We start from the raw sequence: 22645 nt of genomic DNA, 5'->3' as shown, positions 1-22645 counted from the left end.
TTAAAATTCAAGTCTTATACTTCCATAATTTGCTGAAAGTACGCTGACCAAAGTAAAAACTAATAATCCCTGCAAAAATAGTTTGATCTTCTATACTCCATAATATGTCTAAATATTCCACTAGCAGGGTAGAACTTTTTAATGATTTATATTGAACATATTTAACTCCTCCATACATTGCACAGAAGCTATAAGCAAGCACTGGTCTTACTGAGCCGTTTAAAGCATCAACCCAACTAACACCTGATTTATAAGTGGAGTAAAGAGATCTGCCATTTCTTGCGATATGGTAAGCTCTGTAAAAGTTTTGGATTGATTTAGTTTGTTATTAGCAATTTGACGATCTAAAATATTTATCTCGTGTTTTTGTTGTTAATGTCTTTGTATATTTTTAAAATTTCAGGAATGATAGAACTAATAAATCCTGTTATAGCTGCAAATAAAGTAATCATAAATACCTACCTATATAAATTTTAGGATAAGTATAACAAAAATTAATTACCACACTAAGCAAGGGGGAGGAGGAGTTGCCCGCATGGGCTGACAAAACTACTTTAAATTAGACCAAATGCGGTTTTTGGCAATATAGAAAAAGATAGTAAATACTACTAAAAACATCATAACTTTAAGACCCATAGATTTACGGTGTTCCATTTCCGGCTCGGCTGCCCATTGTAAGAATACTGCGACATCATGCGACATCTGCTCTACACTTGCATTAGTGCCGTCCATATAAGTCACCTGCCCATCTGTAAGCGGCGGCGGCATTGCTATTTGCTCGTCAGGGAAATAGGGATTATAATGAGTTCCTTGCATCAGCTTAAAATCTGCCGGCGGTTCTTTATAACCGGTAAGCAGCGAATATATATAATTAGCTCCGTCATGACGTGCTTTTATTATTAAAGATAAATCAGGAGGATATGCTCCGTTATTAGCCGCTCTTGCCGCTTGCTCATTAGGGTAAGGAGGTACAAAACGATCGGATGGAAGAGCAGGACGTTCAAACATCTCACCGTCATCATTTGGTCCGTCTTTTACCGTATATCCTTTAGCGATTTCTTTTATTTCATCATCAGAAAAACCGATATCTTTTAAATTACGGTAATATAAATTATTCAAGCCGTGACAAATGCTGCAAACTTCTTTATAAACCTGAAAACCTCTTTGTGCAGCTTCACGATTAACTGTGCCAAATACGCCGTCAAACGACCATTTCATCTTTTTCGGCGGCAATGCTGCTTCACCTGCTAGGCATACGCTAGAGGTTATTAGTATGATGATGGAGATAATTAGTTTAATTTTCATAGTATTTTTAAATTTATATCACTGTGTCATTCTAGTTTCTTGATCAGTGTTGTTACATGGCTCTTGAAAAATGCTCCGATGTCATACCGTGGCTTGACCACGGGTATCCAAAATAACAACTTATAACGTTATTTTTTGTTTATTTCCTGGATCCCGCGATCAAGTCGCGGGATGACAATCGGGAATTGATCCACACAACAATGCCACGCAGGAATGATATATACTACTTTTACAACTCCTCCGGCAATGGCAATGGCTTCTCATATTTACCGATCAGCGGTAAGGCTACTAAGAAATGGAAAAAGTAATAACAAGCAGCAAAACGGCTAATGGTAATATACGGCTCTTCTGCCGGCTGTCCCCCTAAGTAACCAAGCAATAAACAATCTGCCATAAATATCCAAAAAGCAATTCGGTATATTGGTCTATAATTGCTACTTCTGACTTTTGAAGTATCAAGCCAAGGCAGTAAAAACAATACGAATATACTTCCGAACATTAATAGCACCCCGCCGAGCTTAGACGGTACGGCTCTAAGGATCGTATAAAACGGCAGAAAATACCATTCAGGTACGATATGAGCAGGTGTCACTAACGGATTTGCCGGAATGTAATTATCGGGATGTCCTAAATAATTCGGTTCGTAAAAAATAAAATAGGCGAATATCATGAAATAAACCCCAAAACCGACAAAATCCTTTACGGTATAATAAGGATGGAACGGAATAGTATCTTTAGAGCTTTTAACGTCGATACCTTTTGGGTTATTTGAACCATGCTGATGCAAGGCTACTAAATGGAGCATTACAAGGGCAACGATAATAAACGGTAATAAATAATGAAGAGAGAAGAATCTATTTAATGTCGGATTATCAACAGAAAAACCACCCCATAACCACGTAACTATGGAGTCCCCTATTAGCGGAATAGCTGAAAATAAATTAGTAATTACTGTTGCACCCCAGTAGCTCATTTGCCCCCATGGCAGTACATAACCCATAAAAGCAGTAGCCATCATAGTTAGAAAAATGATAATACCGATATGCCAAAGCAGTTCTCTAGGTGCTTTATAAGAGCCGTAATACAAGCCTCTTGCTATGTGTAAGTATACGGCAGCAAAAAACATCGATGCACCTACCGCATGAGTATAACGCAGTAACCAGCCGTAATTTACGTTACGCATGATTCGCTCAACACTATCGAAAGCATGATCAATATGCGGGGTATAGTGCATAGCAAGCACCACGCCGGTAATTATCTGAATTACTAAAGCAATACCGGCAATAGAGCCTAAATTCCATAAATAGCTAAGATTTTTTGGAGTTTGATAATGGCTAAAATGCTTTAGAAAAGAAAAAATAGGTAAGCGATAATCTATCCATTCTATAATAGCATTAGGCTTTTTAGGGATAATATCTTCATTCATAAATAACTACCCAATTCTAATTTTTTTGTCGCTAATGAAGGTATAAGGCGGTACTGCTAAATTTAAAGGAGCAGGACCTCTTCTAACTCTACCTGAAGAATCATATTGTGAGCCATGGCATGGACAGAACCATCCATCATATTCACCTTGATTAGCAAGCGGCACACAACCTAAATGCGTGCAGATCCCGATCGTCACAAGCCAATTATCATGACCTGCTTTAACGCGTGCTTCATCTGTTTCAGGATCAATAAGCTCCGACATTTTTACTGCTCTTGCTTCGGCTATTTTATCAGGAGTACGGTTGGTGATAAAAACCGGTTTACCTTGCCATTTAACCGTAACTGTTTGCCCTACCGCAATATTTGATAGATCAACCTCAATTGATGATAAAGCTAGCACGTCTGCAGAAGGGTTTAAAGAATCAATAAGAGGTAAGAGTGTACATGCAGCCCCGACCGCTGCAACACTACTAGCCGTTAGAACCATAAAATCACGACGTGTAGTTTGTTTGTTTTTATTATCTTCAGTATCCGACATATAATATTAAAGTGACATAAATTAACGATTATTATTACTACCGCTTAAGGTATTATTAAGATTATTTTGATTTTCTAGTTGTTCATAAGGGTTTATTATAGGACGTTCAGCGTCTGCAGCACTATCTGCTTGTTTTGGCGTAAGCTTATTTATTTCATCTTCTAACTCTTTTGCTCCTGTCCCTTCTTCATGCTTATATTCTCCAGGATCACTTAAGCAATTCCAAAAGCTAACTAAATGATTCCAATCAGGACCGAGTTTTGTAGTACAATTTTGAGCAACTACTTTACTTGTATCTAATATCTCGACTATAGTTTTAGTAAAATAATCTATAAATCCGATTTTTTTTAAGCCCAATACCGTATAATATAAAGTAATTAAGGAAGCAACTGCTATAATTAAATACCATTTAGTGATAATAGACCACAGAAAAAATCCCATAGGATTCGCTGCAATTAACCTTCGTAAAGCCTGCCACATATATTTTTCTCAAAAAAATTTATTAACAATATTCATCTTATTTTATATCACTACATTAGTAAAAATAAAGCAAAATCACGTAATATTATAAATATTTTTAATTAAATAGGAACTTAAGAAGAATGAAACCGGTAAAAATACTAAATTAATTCCTATCATAATAAAAATTAATTGTAAGTTATTATCTTGTAATATTAAACCTGTCATTATAATATTCGGAATTAATAACGGCATAATAAACGTACCGAAAAAATTAGCATTCTTCTTAAAATAACATTGCACGCTACCGGATAAAACTACTAAACTACTTGATAAAACTAACATCATCCATACACTAATAAAGAAAAATATTATCTCAAGCAAAGTTTGATTAAAAAAAATATAAATAATGGGTAAAATAAAAACCAGCCCTACCGTACTACTGATAAATATAGCAAAAAATTTAGCTAATATAATTTTTTCATGACTGACAATTGATAATAACAACTCTAAGCTTCCGTCTTCCAAATCAGATTTAAATATAATAGAAGAAAAATTTATTAATGAAATTAATAAACAAATTACCGAAAAAATTAAACCGAATTTGTTAATATCCCTTTCACTGTTAATTAAAACAGTACTAATTATGCAAAACAAAAAAAATATCACTAGATATTTAATTATATTATTAATGCGATTCTGCACTATAAATTCACGCTTAATTAATACAAATAGATTATTCATGGTTAAATAAGTTATAAATTAAATACATAATAGCTGCAACAGTTAAACCTATACCGATTTCTACGATAAATATCCCTATATGTTGAGCAAGTAGCTTATCATTGATAAAATTTGTTAGTGAATAATAATTTAAATAATTATCGTTAAAAAATAGTGATATCGTTCCTACAATTGCATATATTGCTACCCCTAAAATAGCAATATAAATTAATACATTAGGAGAGAAGTATCGATTTAATGTCCGATTACCGTAAACTAAATCATAAGCAATGAAGCTAGACGCAAATATAACACCTGCTTGAAACCCACCACCCGGCGAAGATTCACCGTTAAGCTGAATATATATACTATACAAAATTATATAAGGGATTATAAAACTAGTAATATATTTTATTATTTTTGTCATGCCGTGGTCCCTCCACGGCATCCAGTTTATATTTTTACGGATACCGCGGTCAAGCTGCGGGATGACATCTTTTGAAACTTCTTCTCTCTCAAATTTCTTTGAAAATACCAACAACACGGCAATTCCTGCAATTAAAATTACGCTAGTTTCACCTAAAGTATCATAGCCACGATAGCTAGCAAGAATAGCTGCCACAAGGGAAGGTATACCAATATCTTTAGTAGTATTTTCGATATAATATTTACTTGAATGCATATGAAGAGGAGCATTATCATCACCGTAATTTGGTAATTCTAGCCCCATATAAGTAAGAATTATTACAAATACTAAACATATTAAACTTGCGGGAATAATATTAGTTCTCTTGATATTCTTTAAATCAGGAGGTAATTTGCGTAACAAATTCAAATATACGCATGTTGATAAGCAAGCTCCAAGTGCTGCTTCAGTCATTGCAACGTCCGGAGCATCCATAATGAGATAAGATACGCCGATTAATAAGCTAAAGACAGAAGAAGCAATCACTGCATTTAGTAAATCTTTAGCAAAAATTATTTTTATGGATATTAAAATCAATAAAAAAGCAATTAAGTTAAGTAGGTAATTGCTGAGATTAAAATTTAAAGCTATATTCATTAGTTTTATAGGATGTTGACTGTATTGTCTAATGTCATTCCCGCAAAAGCGGGAATCCAGTAACCTTTATTGTCATCCTAGCTAACTTGATCGCGGGATCCAGTCTTTTTTAATTTTTTTCTGGATGCCGTGGTCAAGCCACGGCATGACAATAATTCATTATTCCTAAATTCCTGCTTTCGCAGGAATGACATCGAAAGCAGCGAGGCTTTACCAAGTGCATGAGTTGCTACCGGATTTAGTAGAAAAATCAATAAAGCCGCTAAAATTAATTTAACAGAGTTAATAATATCTGCTTTAATACACGCAAAACCTATTAAGCAAATAGGCACTCCAAAACTCTCAATAACGCTTGCAGCATGTAATTTAGGATAAAAATCAGGAAATCTAAAAAACCCGATTATTCCTGAAAATATAGCAAATAATCCAATAATTACCAATAATATTCCGATATGATATAGTGTCATTATTTTTATTTCTTTGTTATGTCATTTGTTGTATGGTTCTAAAAACCTACTCGGTGTCATCCCGTAGCTTGACCACGGGATCCAAGAAAATATTTAAACAACTATTATTATATATTGTTTTTATGGACCCCGTGGTCAAGCAAACTAGGTGACAATAATTCAATTATTCCCCCTGGGCTAAGCTATAACCTGCCACCCCGTCAAACTCAAATAGATTCTCTACTTTGATAAAATCAATATTTGCTTTGCTTAAAGCTTCAAGCAATCTTGTTATATCTAGATGCTTTATTTCCGTGCCGTCCTTATTCATAAAACGACAACACCAATGATCGAAAACAGTTTCAAATCTTGCATCACGAGGCCATAATTTTAACCCTTTTGAAGATATAGTTTTTAACTCAAAATTACCAATATCAAGCTTATTAATTTTATCTGCTATATCATGAGCAGACAAAACATTCATATTTACAAATATATCGGTGCCAACCAGCTTCTTAACTTCTTGGGTATCAATTTTATAATCTATATTACTTTCTTGTTTCTTGGCAATTAACGGATAATCTGCTTTAGATAGCTTTGTTGGTAACTGTCCTAATCTTTTCACTACTTCTGCGGCAAATTCTTTTGTACCGACTTTTTTACTAGAAGTCTGCTCGTTATATATATCGGCTGTGTGAACTCCATCCTCTATAGTTTGCTTCCAAGCATTTTCGATTAAACTAGCAATATCACCCTGCCCTATATGCACTAGCATCATTATAGCAGCATTTAAAAGCCCTGAAGGATTAGCGATATCCTGACCTGCAATATCGGGAGCACTTCCATGTACCGCTTCAAACATCGCATAATGCTGCCCGATATTTGCAGAACCGGCAAGCCCTACCGAGCCTGAAATTTCAGCAGCTACATCAGAGATAATATCACCGTATAAATTAGAAGTCACGATTACGTCAAATATTTCCGGTTTGGTAGCAAGCCTTGCCGTCCCGATATCGATAATATAATGCTCATTATTAATTTGCGCATATTCTTTTGCAATTTCATTAAATACTTTATGAAAAATCCCATCAGAAAATTTCATGATATTATCTTTGCTTAAGCAAGTAACTTTTTTACGGTTATTTTTTACTGCATATTCAAAAGCATATCTAATAATTTTTTCACAACCGGTATGGCTAATTAACTTTACCGATTCATACATGTTATGAGTCTGGCGGTATTCTATACCTGCGTATAAATCTTCCTCATTTTCACGTATAATAGTGAGGTTCAAATTTGGATGTAATGTTCTAGTAAAAGGATGAAACGAAACGGAAGGACGAATATTAGCAAAAAGCTGTAATGTTTTACGAATCGTGACGTTTAAACTTTTATATCCTCCGCCTTGCGGGGTAGTAATCGGGGCTTTAAGTATAATGCCGGTACGTTGTATTGATTCCCAACTTTCCTCACTTATGCCTGAAGTGTAATGCTTCTTGTAAAGCTTTTCACCTATTTCTATAGTCTCAAGGCGAATACGAGCTTCGGCTTTACGTAATATATAAAGCACTGCCTCCATTATTTCAGGACCTATACCGTCCCCATATGCAATTGTAATCGGTGTAAATTCTGCCATATTAAATACTCTCATTAAATAATATCATTGTTGTGTGGCTCCTATGTCATTCCCGCAAAAGCGGGAATGACATCCTGAACGTTCGTACACTACTGGGTCAAGCAACTAGGTGACACCGAACGCGTTTCTGAGCCATACAACAACATCATTAATAGTTTATCGTTACTTCTTTTAACCTCTCATTCAACATAAAAGTCACTTCGGAAGTTATATTCAAATTATTTTTGGCATATAAGACTTGAGCACTTGGAATTACCAAATTAAGGTTATATTTCTCGGCAAGTTCACTAATTATTGTAATAGTTGTTCCATGGACTCTACTCATAGCTTCAGCGTGGGCTTGTTCAAGTTTTGTTTTCTTAATCTGAATTTCTTTTCTAACGTGGCTAACTTTTGCATTAAATTCGTTTACTTTATGCTCAAATTCGGTTTCACTTAAATTAGAACGTTCATTTAGCAATTTCTCTTCTAGCGGTTTAAATTCTGCTTCTTTTGCAGCAATATCCTCTTGAATTTTATGATTAAGCTTTTCGATTTTATTACGCAAATCTTTTATAGCTATCGAACCTTCCAATATAGATTGTACATCAGCAACAGCTACTCTAACTTTGAAATTATCCTCTTTAATCGGCACATTTTGTGCTTCCGTGATCGTTGAGAAATTTATTATGAATATGCATAAACATAATATTCGATATATCATTGATAATCCTTTTAGATTAAACTGTGTCGTCGCTAGGATTGTCATCCCGTGGCTTGACCACGGGATCCAGTTAAAATGTTGTTTCTAGATGCCGTGGTCAAGCCACGGCATGACACCAAGGTCATTTAATCTAAGAATAAATAACATCAAGCGATTTGTCTATAATTAAAAACTTAACTATTACCTAACATTGGCACATTCCCGTCCCCCCATAGTGTATATTCGCCATCCAAATAATAATCACTAGAAAAAGGTTCAAACGGAATAGTGTTTATTTCTTCTTGGCTAAAATAGATACCGTTCTCATCATATATTTCAGTAGCAGGATCTTCTAGCTCAACATAAATTTCGTGCTTTTCATTAAAGTCATACAAAAAATTAAAAGCTTCCTGAATATATTCCTTGTCGTCTTTCTTAACCCAAACCGCTTGGATTTTATAGTCTTTTGCAGCATCGGTATGCTTTTCATCATCATCCATAAAAAATACATTTGCTTTATTCGTTATTTCAGTATTGTTCATCACTTCTCTAATATAAGGTACTTTATTACAAAGTTTTATCTCTTCATCACTCTTAGCAGGTAAACCTGTTTTTATATATATATTTTTTACCGTTTCTTCACCTAATAACTGTTCTAATGCATATTTTACGGCATCAGGATAAGCATTAAACGATGCTATAGCTATTTTATGACCGGATGATATAATATTTTTAAAAAGACGTACTAATTGTTCTTCATTTTTCCAACCTAAATTATCCTTATCTAAAAATCTCTCCATTAGCTCTATAGAGAATTTTTGCTCAAGCCTAGCCATCTCTTTAGCACGTTCATCATATGAGCTAAAAAAGCGATTTTGTATATTTCGCTCTACTAAGCCTACTACCCGCTGCCCGATATAATTATGCGAATGCCCCTTAATTAAAGTTCCATCAAAATCAAATATAAATAGTGCTATATTATCGTTCATTAATTTCTCTTGTTTTAAAGTTTAAAAATTCTTAGTAATTTTTATTCTGTAGTTAAATCAGTTTCTTTTTCAAGAACTTTATTCCAATTTTTGGTATTTTAGTATATAATACGAAAAACTATTGTAAACTTGTGAGAATTTTTAAAGATGACATCTATTCGTAATATAGCAATTATTGCCCACGTTGATCATGGGAAAACTACGCTTGTCGATAACATGCTTAAACAAAGCGGTACTTTTAGAGCTAATCAGGCGGTTGCCGAACGTGCTATGGACTCTAACGATCTTGAGCGTGAACGCGGTATTACCATACTGGCCAAATGCACCGCTCTTATGTGGAACGATATACGTATTAATATCGTTGATACACCTGGGCATGCTGATTTTGGCGGTGAAGTAGAGCGTATACTTAGTATGGTTGACGGTGTTGTGTTACTCGTGGATGCTTCAGAAGGACCAATGCCGCAAACAAAATTTGTATTATCTAAAGCTTTAAATCTCGGCTTAAAGCCTATCGTTGTTATTAATAAAATTGATAGAGACGATCAAAGAATTAAAGAAGTTATCGATGAAGTATTTGAGCTATTTGTAGCACTTGAAGCAAATAACGATCAGCTTGATTTTCCTATAGTTTATGCATCAGGTAGAGCAGGAAGAGCTTCTTTAACATTTGATGATAAAATTAATCCTTTAGATAATTTAGCCGATGATTTATCGCCGCTTTTTGATCTCATAGTAACACATGTACCTACGCCCGTAGCTGACGATAAAGCACCGTTTTCTATGCTTGTTACTACTAGAGAATACAATTCTTTCTTTGGTAGGGTTTTAACGGGACGTGTACAAAGCGGAACTGTTAAAATCAACCAAAACGTTAAAGTATTAAATCGTGAGAATAAGGTACTTGAAAACGGACGAATTACTAAAATATTAGCATTCAGAGGTTTGGAGAGAATCGCTATAGATGAGGCTACAGCCGGTGATATTATTGCTGTAGCAGGCGTTGAAAACGCCAACGTTGCCGATACTATCTGCTCTCCCGAAGTAACGCAGGCCGTACCGTCTCTACCGATCGATCCCCCGACTCTATCCATGACCTTTAGCGTTAACGATTCACCGCTTGCAGGAAGTGAGGGAACAAAAGTTACATCAAGTCTAATAGGTAATAGATTAATGCGTGAGCTTGAGAGTAACGTCGCACTAAAAGTTACCGAAGCTGCCGAGAAAAATGCTTTTCAAGTTGCAGGACGCGGTGAGTTACAATTAGGTATATTAATTGAAACTATGCGTCGTGAAGGGTTTGAGCTATCTATCAGTAGACCTGAAGTATTATTTCAAACCGATGAGAACGGCAATAAGCAAGAACCGATGGAAGAAATTCAGGTTGACGTTGATGACGATTATGTCGGGATGGTCGTAAAATCTTTAGCACTTAGAAAAGCCGAAATGACTGATATGAGACCGTCAGGCGGAGGCAAAAGCCGTGTTACGTTCATCGGACCGTCTAGAGGGTTAATCGGTTACCATAGTCAGTTTTTAACCGAAACTCGAGGCACAGGCATCATGAACCGTATTTTCCACGGATATGCCGATTATAAAGGAAATATCGAGGGGAGACGTAACGGTGTTCTTATATCAAACGGTGACGGGGCGGCAGTCGCATATGCTCTATGGAATCTAGAAGAAAGGGGGGAAATGTTTATAAACCCTAGTGATAAAGTATATAGAGGTATGATTATCGGCGAACATAATCGTGATAATGATTTAGAGGTAAACCCGCTAAAAGCGAAGCAACTAAGCAACGTTAGAGCAGCAGGTAAAGACGAAGCCATAAGGCTAACTCCGCCGATGCTTTTAACTTTAGAGCAGGCAATGAGCTATATACAAGATGATGAAAGAGTGGAGGTAACCCCAAAATCTATTCGCCTACGTAAAGCTCTACTTGACCCTAACGACCGTAAAAGAGCTGCGAAGTAAAAGGTCGCTCCTAGCTAAAAGCAGCCTTGTTGCAGCGATCCCGATGTCATTCCCGCGTATGCAGGAATCCAGTAAAACCTGTAAAAAACTTGTTTTTTAGGTTTATTTTGTCAATTAATATGCAATTTTTGTACCAGTACTAAGGTTATTTTTTCTGGATTCCTGCATACGCGGGAATGACATTATAGCCATGCAATAACAACGCTTTTAGCTAAGACGTAAACCCTAAACACTATAATAACAAACTTTCTTAACGGCTTCTATTACATCACTCTCGCTAGGCAGAGCTAATTTTTCTAAATTAACGGCATAAGGAAGAGGGACATCTTTGCCGCTGACAATCTCTATCGGAGCATCTAAATAATCAAATGCTTCTTTCATAACTATAGAGGCTATACTTGCTCCAACACCTGCAAAAAACCACCCTTCTTCTACTACAACCAAACGGTTAGTTTTTTTCACTGATTCTATTATTGTCTCAGTATCAAGAGGCTTAATAGTACGCAGATCAATAACCTCACAATCAATATTATCATCCTGTAAAACATTTGCAGCATCTAGGGCAAGTTTTACTTGAATCGAGAAAGTGACTATAGTAACGCTATTACCCTCTCTTAAAGTTTTTGCTTTACCGAAAGGGATAGGCTCAATTGTTTCCGGTACGTCAAAACTATGACCGTATAAAATCTCGTTTTCCAAAAAAATAACCGGATTATCATCTCTAATAGCCGTAATCATAAGTCCTTTATGATCTTCTGCACTATAAGGAGCTACTACTTTTAATCCTGGAATATGGGAATAACAAGCTGTATAATTTTGGCTATGCTGTGCTGCTACTCTACTTGCTGCCCCGTTTGGTCCTCTAAATACTATCGGACATTTTACCTGCCCGCCTGACATATAATGAGTTTTTGCAGCTGAATTAACTATATGATCCATAGCTTGCATAGCAAAGTTAAAGGTCATAAACTCCACGATCGGACGAAGTCCTGCAAAAGCTGCTCCAACTGCAAGCCCTGCAAAACCATACTCCGTTATTGGCGTGTCAATTACTCTTTTAGGACCAACTTGCTCAAGCAATCCTTGAGTTACCTTATAAGCTCCTTGATATTCTGCAACTTCCTCACCCATGACAAAAACTTTGTCGTCTCGTATCATCTCTTCTTGCATCGCATCACGCAATGCTTCACGTACCGTTATTTGCATTTTTCTTTTTATTTAAATTAAATGTTCGATGTCATTCCCATACAGGCGGGGCGTTTGTTAAATGGTTCTGATGTCATTCCTGCTTTCGCGGGCATCCAGTAATCTCGAATGTCATCCCGCGACTTGTGAGCTAGATCCAATCTTTTTTTTCTGGATACCGCGATCAAGTCGCGGTGTGACAAATATTCGTATATAACTCCCTTTCATCAGGCAGCGGCGAATTTTCTGAAAACTCTACTGCTTCTTTTACAATTTCTTTTACCGACTGCTCTATTTCTTTTAAATCCGCTTCGGTTGCATATTTATTGTCGCGTATCGTTTTTCTTATTATTACTAACGGATCACGCTCTTTATATTGCTCAACTTCTTCTTTACTGCGATATTTTGCCGGATCGGACATTGAATGCCCACGATAACGATAAGTCTTTACTTCTAATATCAGCGGCTGACTAGTCTCTCTAACATATTCTGCTGCTTGTTTAGTACCGTCATACATTTCTTCAAAATCCATACCGTCTAGCTGAAATCCTTTAATCCCAAACGATTCCCCTTTCTTATATAAATCACGCATAAAGGTTGAGCGGGCAACGGAAGTGCCCATTGAATATTCGTTATTTTCGATAATATAAACTACCGACAAACCCCATAAAGCAGCCATATTAAAGGCTTCATATACCTGACCTTGATTAACGGCACCGTCACCTAAAAAAGTAAAACAAATATTATTCGTACCATTATATTTTTCAGCAAAAGCAAGCCCTGTACCTATCGGCACTTGAGCCCCTACTATACCGTGTCCACCGTAAAATTTGTTCGGTACGTCAAATAAATGCATAGAGCCACCCTTGCCTTTTGAGCAGCCTGTAGCTCGCCCCATAAGCTCGGCAAGAACATACTTAGGCTCAGTTCCCGCTAAAATAATATGAGCATGGTCACGATAGCTAGTAATAGTGCTATCACCCTTTTGTTTAACCATATCTACTGCAGAAATTACTGCTTCCTGACCTATATATAAATGACAAAAACCGCCTATTTCTCCCATTCCGTATAACTGACCGCATTTTTCTTCAAAACGCCGAAGTAGGAGCATATCTTTAAAGCTTTTTATATATTCTTCCTTTATCGGCTTATATTTTCCTAACTTAATATCCACTAATTACTCCTTAATGTTTTTAGTCTTATGTCATTCCCGCGTAGGCGGGAATCTAGAAACAGATGTCATCCCGTGACTTGATCACGGGATCCAGTCTTTTTAAATTTCTTATTGGATCCCGCTACAAGCTCGCGGGATGACACCATCAAAATTAAAATTCACAAAATACGGTACATGATCTGAAGGCGGCAGCCAATCACGTGCTTCTGATAGTAAATTTATAGAAAATAATGCATCTTTTAAATTATTACTCACCCAAATATGATCAAGTCTTCTGCCTCTGTTAGACTTTTTCCAATCTATATTTCTGTAACTCCACCAAGTATAGAATTTTTCGTCAAGCGATACGAAATGCCTGCTACTGTCGATAAAACCTAACGAGTTTTGTAACTCTACCAATAATGCGCGTTCAACATCAGTATGGCTGATAACATTTCGCAATTGCCTACTAGACCATACATCATGCTCATGCGGAGCGATATTTAGATCACCGACAATGATAATTTTATCATTTTTAGTACGGTTAACGGTTAACCATTCCTGCATTAGCCTTACATATTCCAGCTTATGCTTAAATTTTAAGTTTATCTCTATATCAGGTATATCACCGCCGGCAGGAACATAAAAATTATGTATTTCTATATCATTAACAGTAGCTGCTATATGCCTTTTATCACTATTATATAATTCCAAAGAAAAAACATTATTCAAAGGAAATTTAGAAATAATAGCAACACCGTTATATGATTTTTGTCCTGAATATATTACATGTTCATAGCCTATATTTTTAATAACTTCAAGAGGAAATAATGAATCAACCACCTTTGTTTCTTGAAGCAATATAATATCCGGCTTATGTTCATGCGCTAATTTTCTTAATAAATCGACCCGTAGACGCAATGAATTAATATTCCAAGTAACTATCTGCATTTAATTTTTTATAGCTGCCCCTATTATTGCATCTCTGAAATAAATTATTCCAAGCTGATTTAAAGGATTTTTCATGTCAATTTTATCTTTTCCTTCTTCAGGAATTTTAATCATAGTATTACTAAGTATAGCAAAGTAAAGATTATTAGGCAAAACATATCCTGCTTCACTTTGCATTCCGAGGGCCTTTCCCGTATAATGAATCATTAAATGCTGAGAATCAAGATCGGTAAGGAAAATACCGTAACCCATATAAGATTTTCGCCCTTCTATATCTTTTGCTAAAAAATATTTAGTAGTCATAAGTTTATACGACTTCTTAGAAAGAATTTTTCCCTCATTTAATGCCCTGTACCATTTAACTAGATCGTTTGGTGTCGATATTATCCCCCCATCTGCACAAGGAACTGCTAAAAAATCAGCTATTACAGGAGTAAATATAGGTTTATTACTATTATTGGGCGTTAAAAAATATCTTACCGGATAATTAGAACTAATAACGTTTTTTTGGATTCTAGCGGCTTCACTATATGAAGCAAAACTAGTAGATTTCATATTAAGAGGTTTAAAAAATTCATCATAAAAAAAGTTACCTAAATCTTTTTTAGCTACTTTTTCGATAATCATACCAAGTATAACAAAATTAGTATTACTATATTTAAATTTTTTTCCTATAGATACTTCTAAAGGCTTAGAAGAAACAAATTGTAATATTTTCTTGTGAATCTCTTTCTTAGACATATTTAAATCAAGTTTAACAAAACTAAAATATTCGGCAATACCGCTACTATGCGTTAATAAATTATGGATAGATATTTTATATGCCCAATCCGGCACTTTTCCGCCCCACATTTCCGGATCAAGATATTTATAGATTTTATCGTTAATATTTAATAATTCCTGTTCTTGTAATTTTAAGATTCCTGCCGCTGTAAAAGGCTTTGTAGCAGAAGCAATAGGCATCATTTCATTTGCTTTTAATTGCTCACCGTTTAAAGCAAAGATGCCTTTAGCACCGGTTAATAAAGGTTTATAATCATCGGCAAACATAAAAACGGCATTTAAAAATCTATTACTTATATATTCTTTTTCTGCCTCATTGATTCTTTGCTGTATATCTGCAAAACAATTAATACAATTAGTAATTAAAAAAAACAGTAATAAAAGATATCTACGAATCATAACTTCAACACTCCACAAACTTATCAGTAGACGTCTTACATAACGCAGCTAATAAAGAGGACTTTGAAGGAGACACGGAACGCAGAACCGCAGCGTACAAAAAAGTACGTGAGGATTCGAGTACCGGATCATTGTCCAAATCACCTTTAGAAGCAAGTTATATAAGACGTCTAGTAAAATAAAACGGTAATTTTGCTTCTAAATTAATCTCTTTACCAAAAACCTTTTCAGATAAACATATATTATTAGCATGCAAGAACATATATTTACTATACGGCATTATTTCTTTACTGCCATATTTATCATCTCCAAGTATCGGGCAACCTAATAAGGTAGCGTGCAACCTTAATTGATGCATTCTACCTGTAATCGGAGTAAATGCAATTAAAAATAAGTTATTATCAAGTGATTTAAGTAATTTATAATAAGTAATAGCAAGTTTACCATTTTCACTATCAATATCAGTAATTTTAGGTGTACTTCCCTTACTCTTGTCTATATTACTTCTAACTTCGCCTACATTTTTAATTGGCTTCCCATAGGTTACGGCAAAATATGTTTTGACAACCAATTTTTCTTTAAAAGCATCATGAAGCTTTACACTACTTAAATAATTTTTGGCTATTAAGAGCAAACCGCTTGTTTCTTTATCTAACCTATGTACTAGCTTAAAATCAGCACCTTTATAATTCAAATATTTTAATGCAGAGTCAATAGATAAATTTATTTTACTGCCGCCTTGAGTCGCAAGCCCTGCAGGTTTATTTATAACTATTAAATTATCATCTTCATATATCAAATAATCGGTAGTAATTTTCTTTGCTAGCTTAATTTCGGCATCGGTAAAAACTAATTTTTCGGGTTGTTTAACAGGTAAATTAAACTTATCGCTAATAAAAATTTTATCGCCGTCTATTACTCTTAAACTAGCTTCTGCTTTCTGAGAATTAACGATAATTTGTTTTTGACGTAATGCTTTCTCTATTACTCCTTGAGTCAATAACGGATATAGACGTTTTAAATATTTATCTAATCTAGAAGAAATAGGAGTACTGACATCGATGATCATTTAGAACTTTTTATTAAAAAATAGCACCAAATTACTACCGATAAAAGAACTATCGCAAAAAATTGATGAGTAGAGGCAATTATTATAGGTACAGAGTATAAAAGAATAATTATTCCGGTAGATATCTGCATTAATAATGCAATAATTAGAAAATATGCTATTTTATTTAATTTCGGATGCTCTGTTTTTAACAAGTAAGTTGCTAAAGCCATAACAACCAAAAATACGCTATAGCCGCCTAAACGATGTATGAATTGTATAAAAACCGGATCATACCAATTTTTAAGATCAAAGAAATTATCTTTTATCTCCGTCGGAATAAAATTATCACCCATTAGTGGAAAACTATTATATATCAGCCCTGCATCAAGCCCTGCAACTAAAGCACCTAAAAAAATTTGCAGGTATATTACAGTAATAGCAACACTAGAAAATATTAACGGTAATTTTAAATCTGTTTGTGACGGGATTAACAAAATATCACAACGATTTTTTATTAATTGATAAAAAAGTATGTGATAAATAATTACGGCGATAATTAAATGAAAAGCAAGCCGGAAATGACTAACAGACGGGTTATTCAATAAACCGCTTTTAACCATATACCACCCCATAAAGCCTTGTACACAAAATAACAACAAAGCAATTATATAAGGTGCAATATCACGATTTTTTATAATGCCTTTAAAATAAAAATATATTAAAGGTACAATATATATTAAAGCTGTAATTCTACCGAGTAACCGATGTATAAACTCTAACAGATAAATAAATTTAAACTGTGATAAAGTCATTCCGTAATTAACGGAATGATATTCGGGAAAAGCTTTATATTTAGCAAACTCCGCTTGCCAAGCTTCAAAGCTGAAAGGCGGTAAAATACCTGTTATCGGACGCCACTCTACTATAGATAAACCAGAACCTGTAAGTCTCGTTATCCCTCCTATAACAATCATCGCTATGACCATTATACAACTTATAGACAACCATTTTGTAATTAAACTTTTCTGCACTTTTATTTTAAGTTTATGTTTTTATATTGTTTCTTTATATGTCATTCCCGCGGAGGCGGGAATGACATAAAGAACATTTACCGAGTCATACAACAATACCTTAACAATTAGCTGTTAAATCAAGACTCTGCGTTCTTTTCCGTATCCGTGGCGGTATTAGAAGCACGCTTCTTATTTGATTTTTTATTACGATATCTACGCTTTGATGTTTTTTTTTCCGGCACTTCTGCTGTTACTACATCACTTTCTATAATTTGTGACTCTTCATTTACAACCTCTACATTTTGTGTAGATTGTTCCACTTCTTGCTTTGTCTCTAGTTTTTTATTCTTTTCTTCAACTGAAACGTTATTATTATTATTATTAACTGTCTTCCATTTATGTTTATTCTTGCGTAATTGTTCTTTTTTGGGTTCTTCTTCAGTATAATCGGCACTATGATTTTGGATCACCGGCTTAACAGGATTAACATTATTGTTATTTTTCTTCAATAATTTTACCTTTTCAATCGAATAACTATCTGATGTAGCATTAGGATCGGAATAAAAATTAAGCTTTATATTATATTTTTCTTCAATAAATTTTATCTCGGCACGTTTATTATTAAGTAGATAAATAACTGAAACGATATTGGTAAAAACATTTATTACATCAATTCTTTCTTCAAAAATTTCGTTCTCTATAGTGCGTAAAATTAACATAGCATTAGCGTCATTAGCTCTAATGACTCCTTTACCGTTACAATGAGAACAAATTGCCGAATTAGTTTCTAAGAAAGAAGAACGCAATCTCTGTCTTGAAAATTCAAGTAATCCAAACTGACTAATATTACCGGTTTGTATACGAGCGCGATCACGACTTAAAAATTCTTTAAAGGATCGTTCAATAATTTTACGATTCTTTGCTTCGCTCATGTCTATAAAATCAACAACTATCAAACCTGATAGATCTCTAAGCTTTACTTGCTGTGCTACTTCTTTGGCTGCTTCTAAATTAGTTTTTAGTGCCGTTTCTTCGATATTTTTCTCAGAAGTGGATTTACCGGAATTTACGTCAATTGAAATAAGAGCTTCCGTAGGATTAATAACAATATACCCTCCTGAAGGTAATGTCACGACAGGCTGATATAATTTAACTAATTGCTCTTCTACTTGAAACTTAGTAAATATAGGAGTTTTATTTTTATGTTCTTTAAGTTTTGAAAGCTCTGAAGGTAATAAATCCTGCATAAATTTTGAAGCATCTTCATAAGCTTCCGGTCCTTGAATAACTACCTCTTTAACATTGTGATCACACATATCACGTATGGTTTTACGTATTATACTATCTTCTTCATGAATAAAACACGGAGCCGGAAATTTAATAGTACTTTTACGAATTTTATTCCATAATCTTGCTAAATAATTATAGTCTTTCTTCAAATCTAAGGTGCTACTTCCTCTACCTGCGGTTCTAACAATGACGCTGTAAGTATTTTTGTCACCGCTTACTATTTTATTTAAAATATCTTTCAGTCTTTTTCTTTCTTCCCCGTTTGATATTTTACGCGATATGCCGTTTTGCGAACCTTTATTAGGCATTAAAACACAATATTTACCAGCCAAGGATATATAAGTAGTAAAAGCGGCACACTTATTTCCTCGTTCTTCTTTAGTAACTTGCACCAATAATATTTGGTTTTTTCTTATTACTTCTTGAACTTTATATTGTTTATATTGCGGAATATTTGACTCGATGCCGCTTTGAATAATTTCAATATCATCAGCCGCTTCTAAATTAAGTTCTGACTGAAATTTACTCTCTACTAAATCTTCTATGGTTTTTAGGTCAATTTCTTCACTCTCAACCAAAGAATCATATATAGCAGCCGGCTTCTCTTTATCATCTTCAACCGTAATATTTGAAAGAGCTATTTCAGGAAAAGCATTAACCGGAAAATTTCTCTCCGAGGCAGGCAAATTGTAATAGTTAGGATGGATTTCACTAAACGGTAAAAAACCGCTTTTATCCATTCCGTACTCTATAAAAACAGCTTGTAGCGACGGTTCTATTCTTGTGACTTTTGCTAAATAAATATTACCTTTATTTTGTTGTCTTACGGTTGTTTGAAACTCAATATCTTCTATATTGTTGCTTTGTCCTAATAAAACTACTCTTGTTTCAGTTGGAAAATTAGCATCAATTATAATTTTTTTATTCATTTATCTTGCTCACTAACTTGAAGAACAAATAATTAATATAATGCTTGTATCTTAAGAAAAATCATTGCTTATCTTGTATTAATTTAAATAGATAATTTATCTATAATTAAAGAGCAAAAATGAAATTCTAGATAAACTTCAAATAACACCTCTTTAAAATACCAAAAAATATATTATTATTTTTCTTACATTAAAATATTTTCATATTATTTAATTCATTAATTTTTTTAAAATTAAACAATAATTATATACAAATTATAAATAAGACTACCATACTTGATTAAAAGCTGATAATCTAATAACTATCCATATATACTTAAATAATGGAATTACAAATCTCTTTAATTTTTAAGATAAAAATCTTAATCATTTAATTATGAGTTATATACCATGTATTTATGTTTAGCAAACACTTAATTTATGACTTTAAAAAACGATTATAAAACTATTTTTTGCTCACTTTTGGGAATATTTATTTTTTCCTGTATCAATGCCATAAATTTTTATAATTTTAAAATTTTTTTACTGATAAATAAAAATCTAGGCGGAGAACAAATAAATCATATAAATCAAACTAAATTTATAGGCTCGATAATCGCAGGCTTTGCCTTAACACAGTTAATTAATAAGTTAAGTAATAAAAAAATTATTTTAATTAGCTTATCTTTATTAATTATTTGTACAATAAACCTAATTTTATTGAATAATTATACCCTAATTAAAATTAATTTTATTTTAATTAATTTTGGAATATTTTCATATTTCACTTCTATAACATTACACATTATTGAAAGTGCTAAAGAAAAGAAATATTTTTTTTTAGCTTGTATAATGTTGTTATGGGCAGGTGGAAATTTAATGGTAGATTTATTAAATCCATTTATAAAACCGACAAATAATACTATAGTAATTTGTGCGTTGTTATACTGCATCAATATTCTAACCGAATTTCTGCATTATAATCCTACATCTCATAAATTAAATTTAAATTCAAAATTCTCATCCTTAATAAAAAATGTCGAATTACAATTATTGACAGGCTTCGTAGTTGCTTATGTCACCTTGGATATATTATGGTATTATGAAGCTTTTGCATTAAAGAAAGAATTAGCATTAATTAATTTAAGGCTCATACTAAAATATATTTTCCTAGCAATATGTTTTTCTATAATTCCTATATGCTACATATTAAGCAAAATAAATAAATATTTGGCTAATTTATCACTAACTATAATTTTACTCATCTGCTTTATTTTACTACCACTTCATGGAACTAATAAAAACCTTAATATATTATATATAATACTAATCGGTAGTTGTTTAGGGTCCATTTTTATTTGCAATATTTTAATACTAATTGATAAATTTAGAGATTACGAACTCAGCACAGCTTTGTTTTCATATTTTTCAATGTGTAGCATCGGTATATATGCCGGAGCTTTATCATCTCATGTACCTTACGGCACTATTAACGGCAGTGATTTCTTATTTTCCGTTTTTGCCGTAGTCGGTAGTTTTGTAGCTTATCATTTTTGGTATTTTATTAAGTATAAATTATATAGATTCTAAATTTAGCTCGGTGTCATACCGTGGCTTGACCACGGTATCTAGAAAAAAAATTAAAAAAGACTGGATCTAGCTCACAAGTCGCAGTATGACAAGTGTTATCTAAGTATTTATGTAATATTTTGTAACATAATATCACTTGTATAATTTGGCATTAAATATATATTTAAATATATTTTTACAATGCCTAAAATGCAGCAAAATACATTATTAAAACCGGTTAGTTGTTACGGGATCGGAGTTCACTCAGGAAAACGCACCCAGTTAACTATAGAACCTGCTAAAGAAAATACCGGAATTATATTCATTAGAACCGACATATCTTCTGAAAATAATTATATTGAGGCTAGCTATTTCAATGTTTCCGATACCTTGTTATCTACCACTATAAGTAATGATCATAAAGTTCAAATTTCAACAATTGAACATTTAATGGCAGCACTTTGGGGATGCGGAATCGATAATGCAATTATTAAAATTGACGGTCCTGAAGTACCCATTATGGACGGCAGTAGTAAACCTTTTGTGTTTATGATTGAATGTGCAGGTAAAAAATTACAAAATGCTCCTAAAAAATATCTAAAAATTTTAAAAGATATAAAAGTAATTCATAAAGATTGTGAATTATATTGTACTCCTTCCAATCACATGACTGTAGATTTAACCATTGATTTTAGCAGTAAAGCTATAGGCAAACAAAATCTAAGTTTTTCAAATCAAGAATCTTTTACTAAAAATATTGCAGATGCTCGAACTTTCGGCTTTATGAAAGATGTTAATGATTTGCAAAGCAAAGGACTTGCCCTAGGTGCTTCATTTGAAAATGCTATAGCCATAAATGAAGAGGACAAAATTCTAAACCCAAACGGCTTGCGTTATGAAGATGAATTTATTCGTCATAAACTATTAGATTTATTCGGTGATTTATATACCGGCGGCACTAGCGTTGTAAGTGCAATTAAAGGCTACAAAACCAGCCATGCTCTTAATAATGAATTATTGCATAAAATATTTAGCGATACTACCTCTTACAAATTTGTTACTGCAAGCGAATTATAATGAATTCAGTTGAATTATTT

Annotated in this window: 20 protein-coding genes and 2 pseudogenes; 4 read left to right on the top strand and 18 right to left on the bottom strand. The window is 33.6% G+C overall.

Translation table 11 applies throughout. From position 1 onward, the window contains the following. Positions 1-7: 7 nt before the first annotated feature. The 11 genes from ACIAS7_RS04250 to ACIAS7_RS04200 all read right to left on the bottom strand — a co-directional run bounded on the left by ACIAS7_RS04250 (position 8) and on the right by ACIAS7_RS04200 (position 9269). Positions 8-202: a hypothetical protein gene (locus ACIAS7_RS04250; RefSeq protein ID WP_473199454.1), complete on the bottom strand. Its 195-nt coding sequence runs from the start codon at positions 200-202 to the stop codon at positions 8-10. Between the two features lie 347 nt (positions 203-549). After that, positions 550-1305 (bottom strand): cytochrome c1, encoded by a 756-nt coding sequence (locus tag ACIAS7_RS04245; RefSeq protein WP_473198333.1) that lies wholly within the window; start codon positions 1303-1305, stop codon positions 550-552. Positions 1306-1534: 229 nt separating this feature from the next. Then, on the bottom strand, positions 1535-2731 hold the full coding sequence (locus tag ACIAS7_RS04240; RefSeq protein ID WP_473198332.1) for a cytochrome b: 1197 nt from the start codon (positions 2729-2731) through the stop codon (positions 1535-1537). A 6-nt stretch (positions 2732-2737) separates the two neighbouring features. After that, positions 2738-3271, bottom strand: coding sequence for a ubiquinol-cytochrome c reductase iron-sulfur subunit (gene petA / locus ACIAS7_RS04235; RefSeq protein ID WP_473198331.1), 534 nt, complete (start codon positions 3269-3271; stop codon positions 2738-2740). Positions 3272-3292: 21 nt separating this feature from the next. Further along, a complete protein-coding gene (locus ACIAS7_RS04230; protein ID WP_473198330.1) occupies positions 3293-3751 on the bottom strand; it encodes a DUF2670 domain-containing protein in 459 nt (152 codons plus the stop codon). A 75-nt stretch (positions 3752-3826) separates the two neighbouring features. Continuing rightward, entirely contained in the window at positions 3827-4474 is a 648-nt protein-coding gene (locus ACIAS7_RS04225) for a heme exporter protein CcmB (protein WP_473198329.1), read from the bottom strand. Then, a complete protein-coding gene (locus tag ACIAS7_RS04220; RefSeq protein ID WP_473198328.1) occupies positions 4467-5516 on the bottom strand; it encodes a DUF4040 domain-containing protein in 1050 nt (349 codons plus the stop codon). The genes ACIAS7_RS04225 and ACIAS7_RS04220 overlap by 8 nt, the downstream gene beginning before the upstream one ends. Positions 5517-5593: 77 nt before the next feature. After that, positions 5594-5983, bottom strand: a complete 390-nt coding sequence (locus tag ACIAS7_RS04215; protein ID WP_473198327.1) for a Na+/H+ antiporter subunit G — start codon at positions 5981-5983, stop codon at positions 5594-5596. Positions 5984-6146: 163 nt separating this feature from the next. Next, positions 6147-7598 carry an NADP-dependent isocitrate dehydrogenase gene (locus tag ACIAS7_RS04210; RefSeq protein WP_473198326.1) on the bottom strand — a complete coding sequence of 484 codons (1452 nt, stop codon included), beginning with the start codon at positions 7596-7598 and terminating at the stop codon, positions 6147-6149. A gap of 148 nt (positions 7599-7746) precedes the next feature. Next, on the bottom strand, positions 7747-8301 hold the full coding sequence (locus tag ACIAS7_RS04205) for an OmpH family outer membrane protein (RefSeq protein ID WP_473199410.1): 555 nt from the start codon (positions 8299-8301) through the stop codon (positions 7747-7749). A gap of 173 nt (positions 8302-8474) precedes the next feature. After that, positions 8475-9269 (bottom strand): HAD family hydrolase, encoded by a 795-nt coding sequence (locus ACIAS7_RS04200; protein ID WP_473198325.1) that lies wholly within the window; start codon positions 9267-9269, stop codon positions 8475-8477. Between the two features lie 147 nt (positions 9270-9416). On the opposite strand from ACIAS7_RS04200, the gene typA reads away from it, so the two are divergent. After that, positions 9417-11246 carry a translational GTPase TypA gene (typA, locus tag ACIAS7_RS04195; protein WP_473198324.1) on the top strand — a complete coding sequence of 610 codons (1830 nt, stop codon included), beginning with the start codon at positions 9417-9419 and terminating at the stop codon, positions 11244-11246. 225 nt (positions 11247-11471) lie between these two features. Here typA and ACIAS7_RS04190 read toward each other — a convergent pair whose 3' ends face one another. The 4 genes and pseudogenes from ACIAS7_RS04190 to ACIAS7_RS04175 all read right to left on the bottom strand — a co-directional run bounded on the left by ACIAS7_RS04190 (position 11472) and on the right by ACIAS7_RS04175 (position 15717). Next, positions 11472-12452, bottom strand: coding sequence for a pyruvate dehydrogenase complex E1 component subunit beta (locus ACIAS7_RS04190; RefSeq protein WP_473198323.1), 981 nt, complete (start codon positions 12450-12452; stop codon positions 11472-11474). A gap of 163 nt (positions 12453-12615) precedes the next feature. Then, a complete protein-coding gene (gene pdhA, locus ACIAS7_RS04185) occupies positions 12616-13605 on the bottom strand; it encodes a pyruvate dehydrogenase (acetyl-transferring) E1 component subunit alpha (protein ID WP_473198322.1) in 990 nt (329 codons plus the stop codon). Positions 13606-13670: 65 nt separating this feature from the next. Continuing rightward, positions 13671-14535, bottom strand: a pseudogene (gene xth / locus ACIAS7_RS04180) (exodeoxyribonuclease III). Further along, positions 14536-15717: a serine hydrolase domain-containing protein gene (locus tag ACIAS7_RS04175; RefSeq protein ID WP_473198321.1), complete on the bottom strand. Its 1182-nt coding sequence runs from the start codon at positions 15715-15717 to the stop codon at positions 14536-14538. 26 nt (positions 15718-15743) lie between these two features. On the opposite strand from ACIAS7_RS04175, the pseudogene ACIAS7_RS04170 reads away from it, so the two are divergent. After that, a pseudogene (locus ACIAS7_RS04170) lies at positions 15744-15884 on the top strand (palindromic element RPE1 domain-containing protein); the annotation flags it as partial. Here the strand turns inward: ACIAS7_RS04170 and ACIAS7_RS04165 are convergent. The 3 genes from ACIAS7_RS04165 to ACIAS7_RS04155 form a co-directional block, all read right to left on the bottom strand. Continuing rightward, positions 15875-16786, bottom strand: a complete 912-nt coding sequence (locus ACIAS7_RS04165; RefSeq protein ID WP_473198320.1) for a pseudouridine synthase — start codon at positions 16784-16786, stop codon at positions 15875-15877. The pseudogene ACIAS7_RS04170 and the gene ACIAS7_RS04165 sit on opposite strands and share 10 nt — an antisense overlap. Then, positions 16783-17799 (bottom strand): COX15/CtaA family protein, encoded by a 1017-nt coding sequence (locus ACIAS7_RS04160; protein ID WP_473198319.1) that lies wholly within the window; start codon positions 17797-17799, stop codon positions 16783-16785. The genes ACIAS7_RS04165 and ACIAS7_RS04160 overlap by 4 nt, the downstream gene beginning before the upstream one ends. 119 nt (positions 17800-17918) lie before the next feature. Continuing rightward, positions 17919-20000: an Rne/Rng family ribonuclease gene (locus ACIAS7_RS04155; protein ID WP_473198318.1), complete on the bottom strand. Its 2082-nt coding sequence runs from the start codon at positions 19998-20000 to the stop codon at positions 17919-17921. Positions 20001-20420: 420 nt separating this feature from the next. On the opposite strand from ACIAS7_RS04155, the gene ACIAS7_RS04150 reads away from it, so the two are divergent. Together ACIAS7_RS04150 and lpxC are read left to right on the top strand one after the other, a co-directional pair. Continuing rightward, entirely contained in the window at positions 20421-21569 is a 1149-nt protein-coding gene (locus ACIAS7_RS04150) for an MFS transporter (protein ID WP_473198317.1), read from the top strand. Positions 21570-21758: 189 nt separating this feature from the next. Beyond that, positions 21759-22625 carry a UDP-3-O-acyl-N-acetylglucosamine deacetylase gene (gene lpxC / locus ACIAS7_RS04145; protein WP_473198316.1) on the top strand — a complete coding sequence of 289 codons (867 nt, stop codon included), beginning with the start codon at positions 21759-21761 and terminating at the stop codon, positions 22623-22625. The last annotated feature ends 20 nt before the right edge of the window (positions 22626-22645 follow it).

It is taken from the genome of Rickettsia sp. 109562A South Dakota, assembly GCF_055791265.1.
This window is presented reverse-complemented; position numbering and strand designations above follow the sequence as displayed.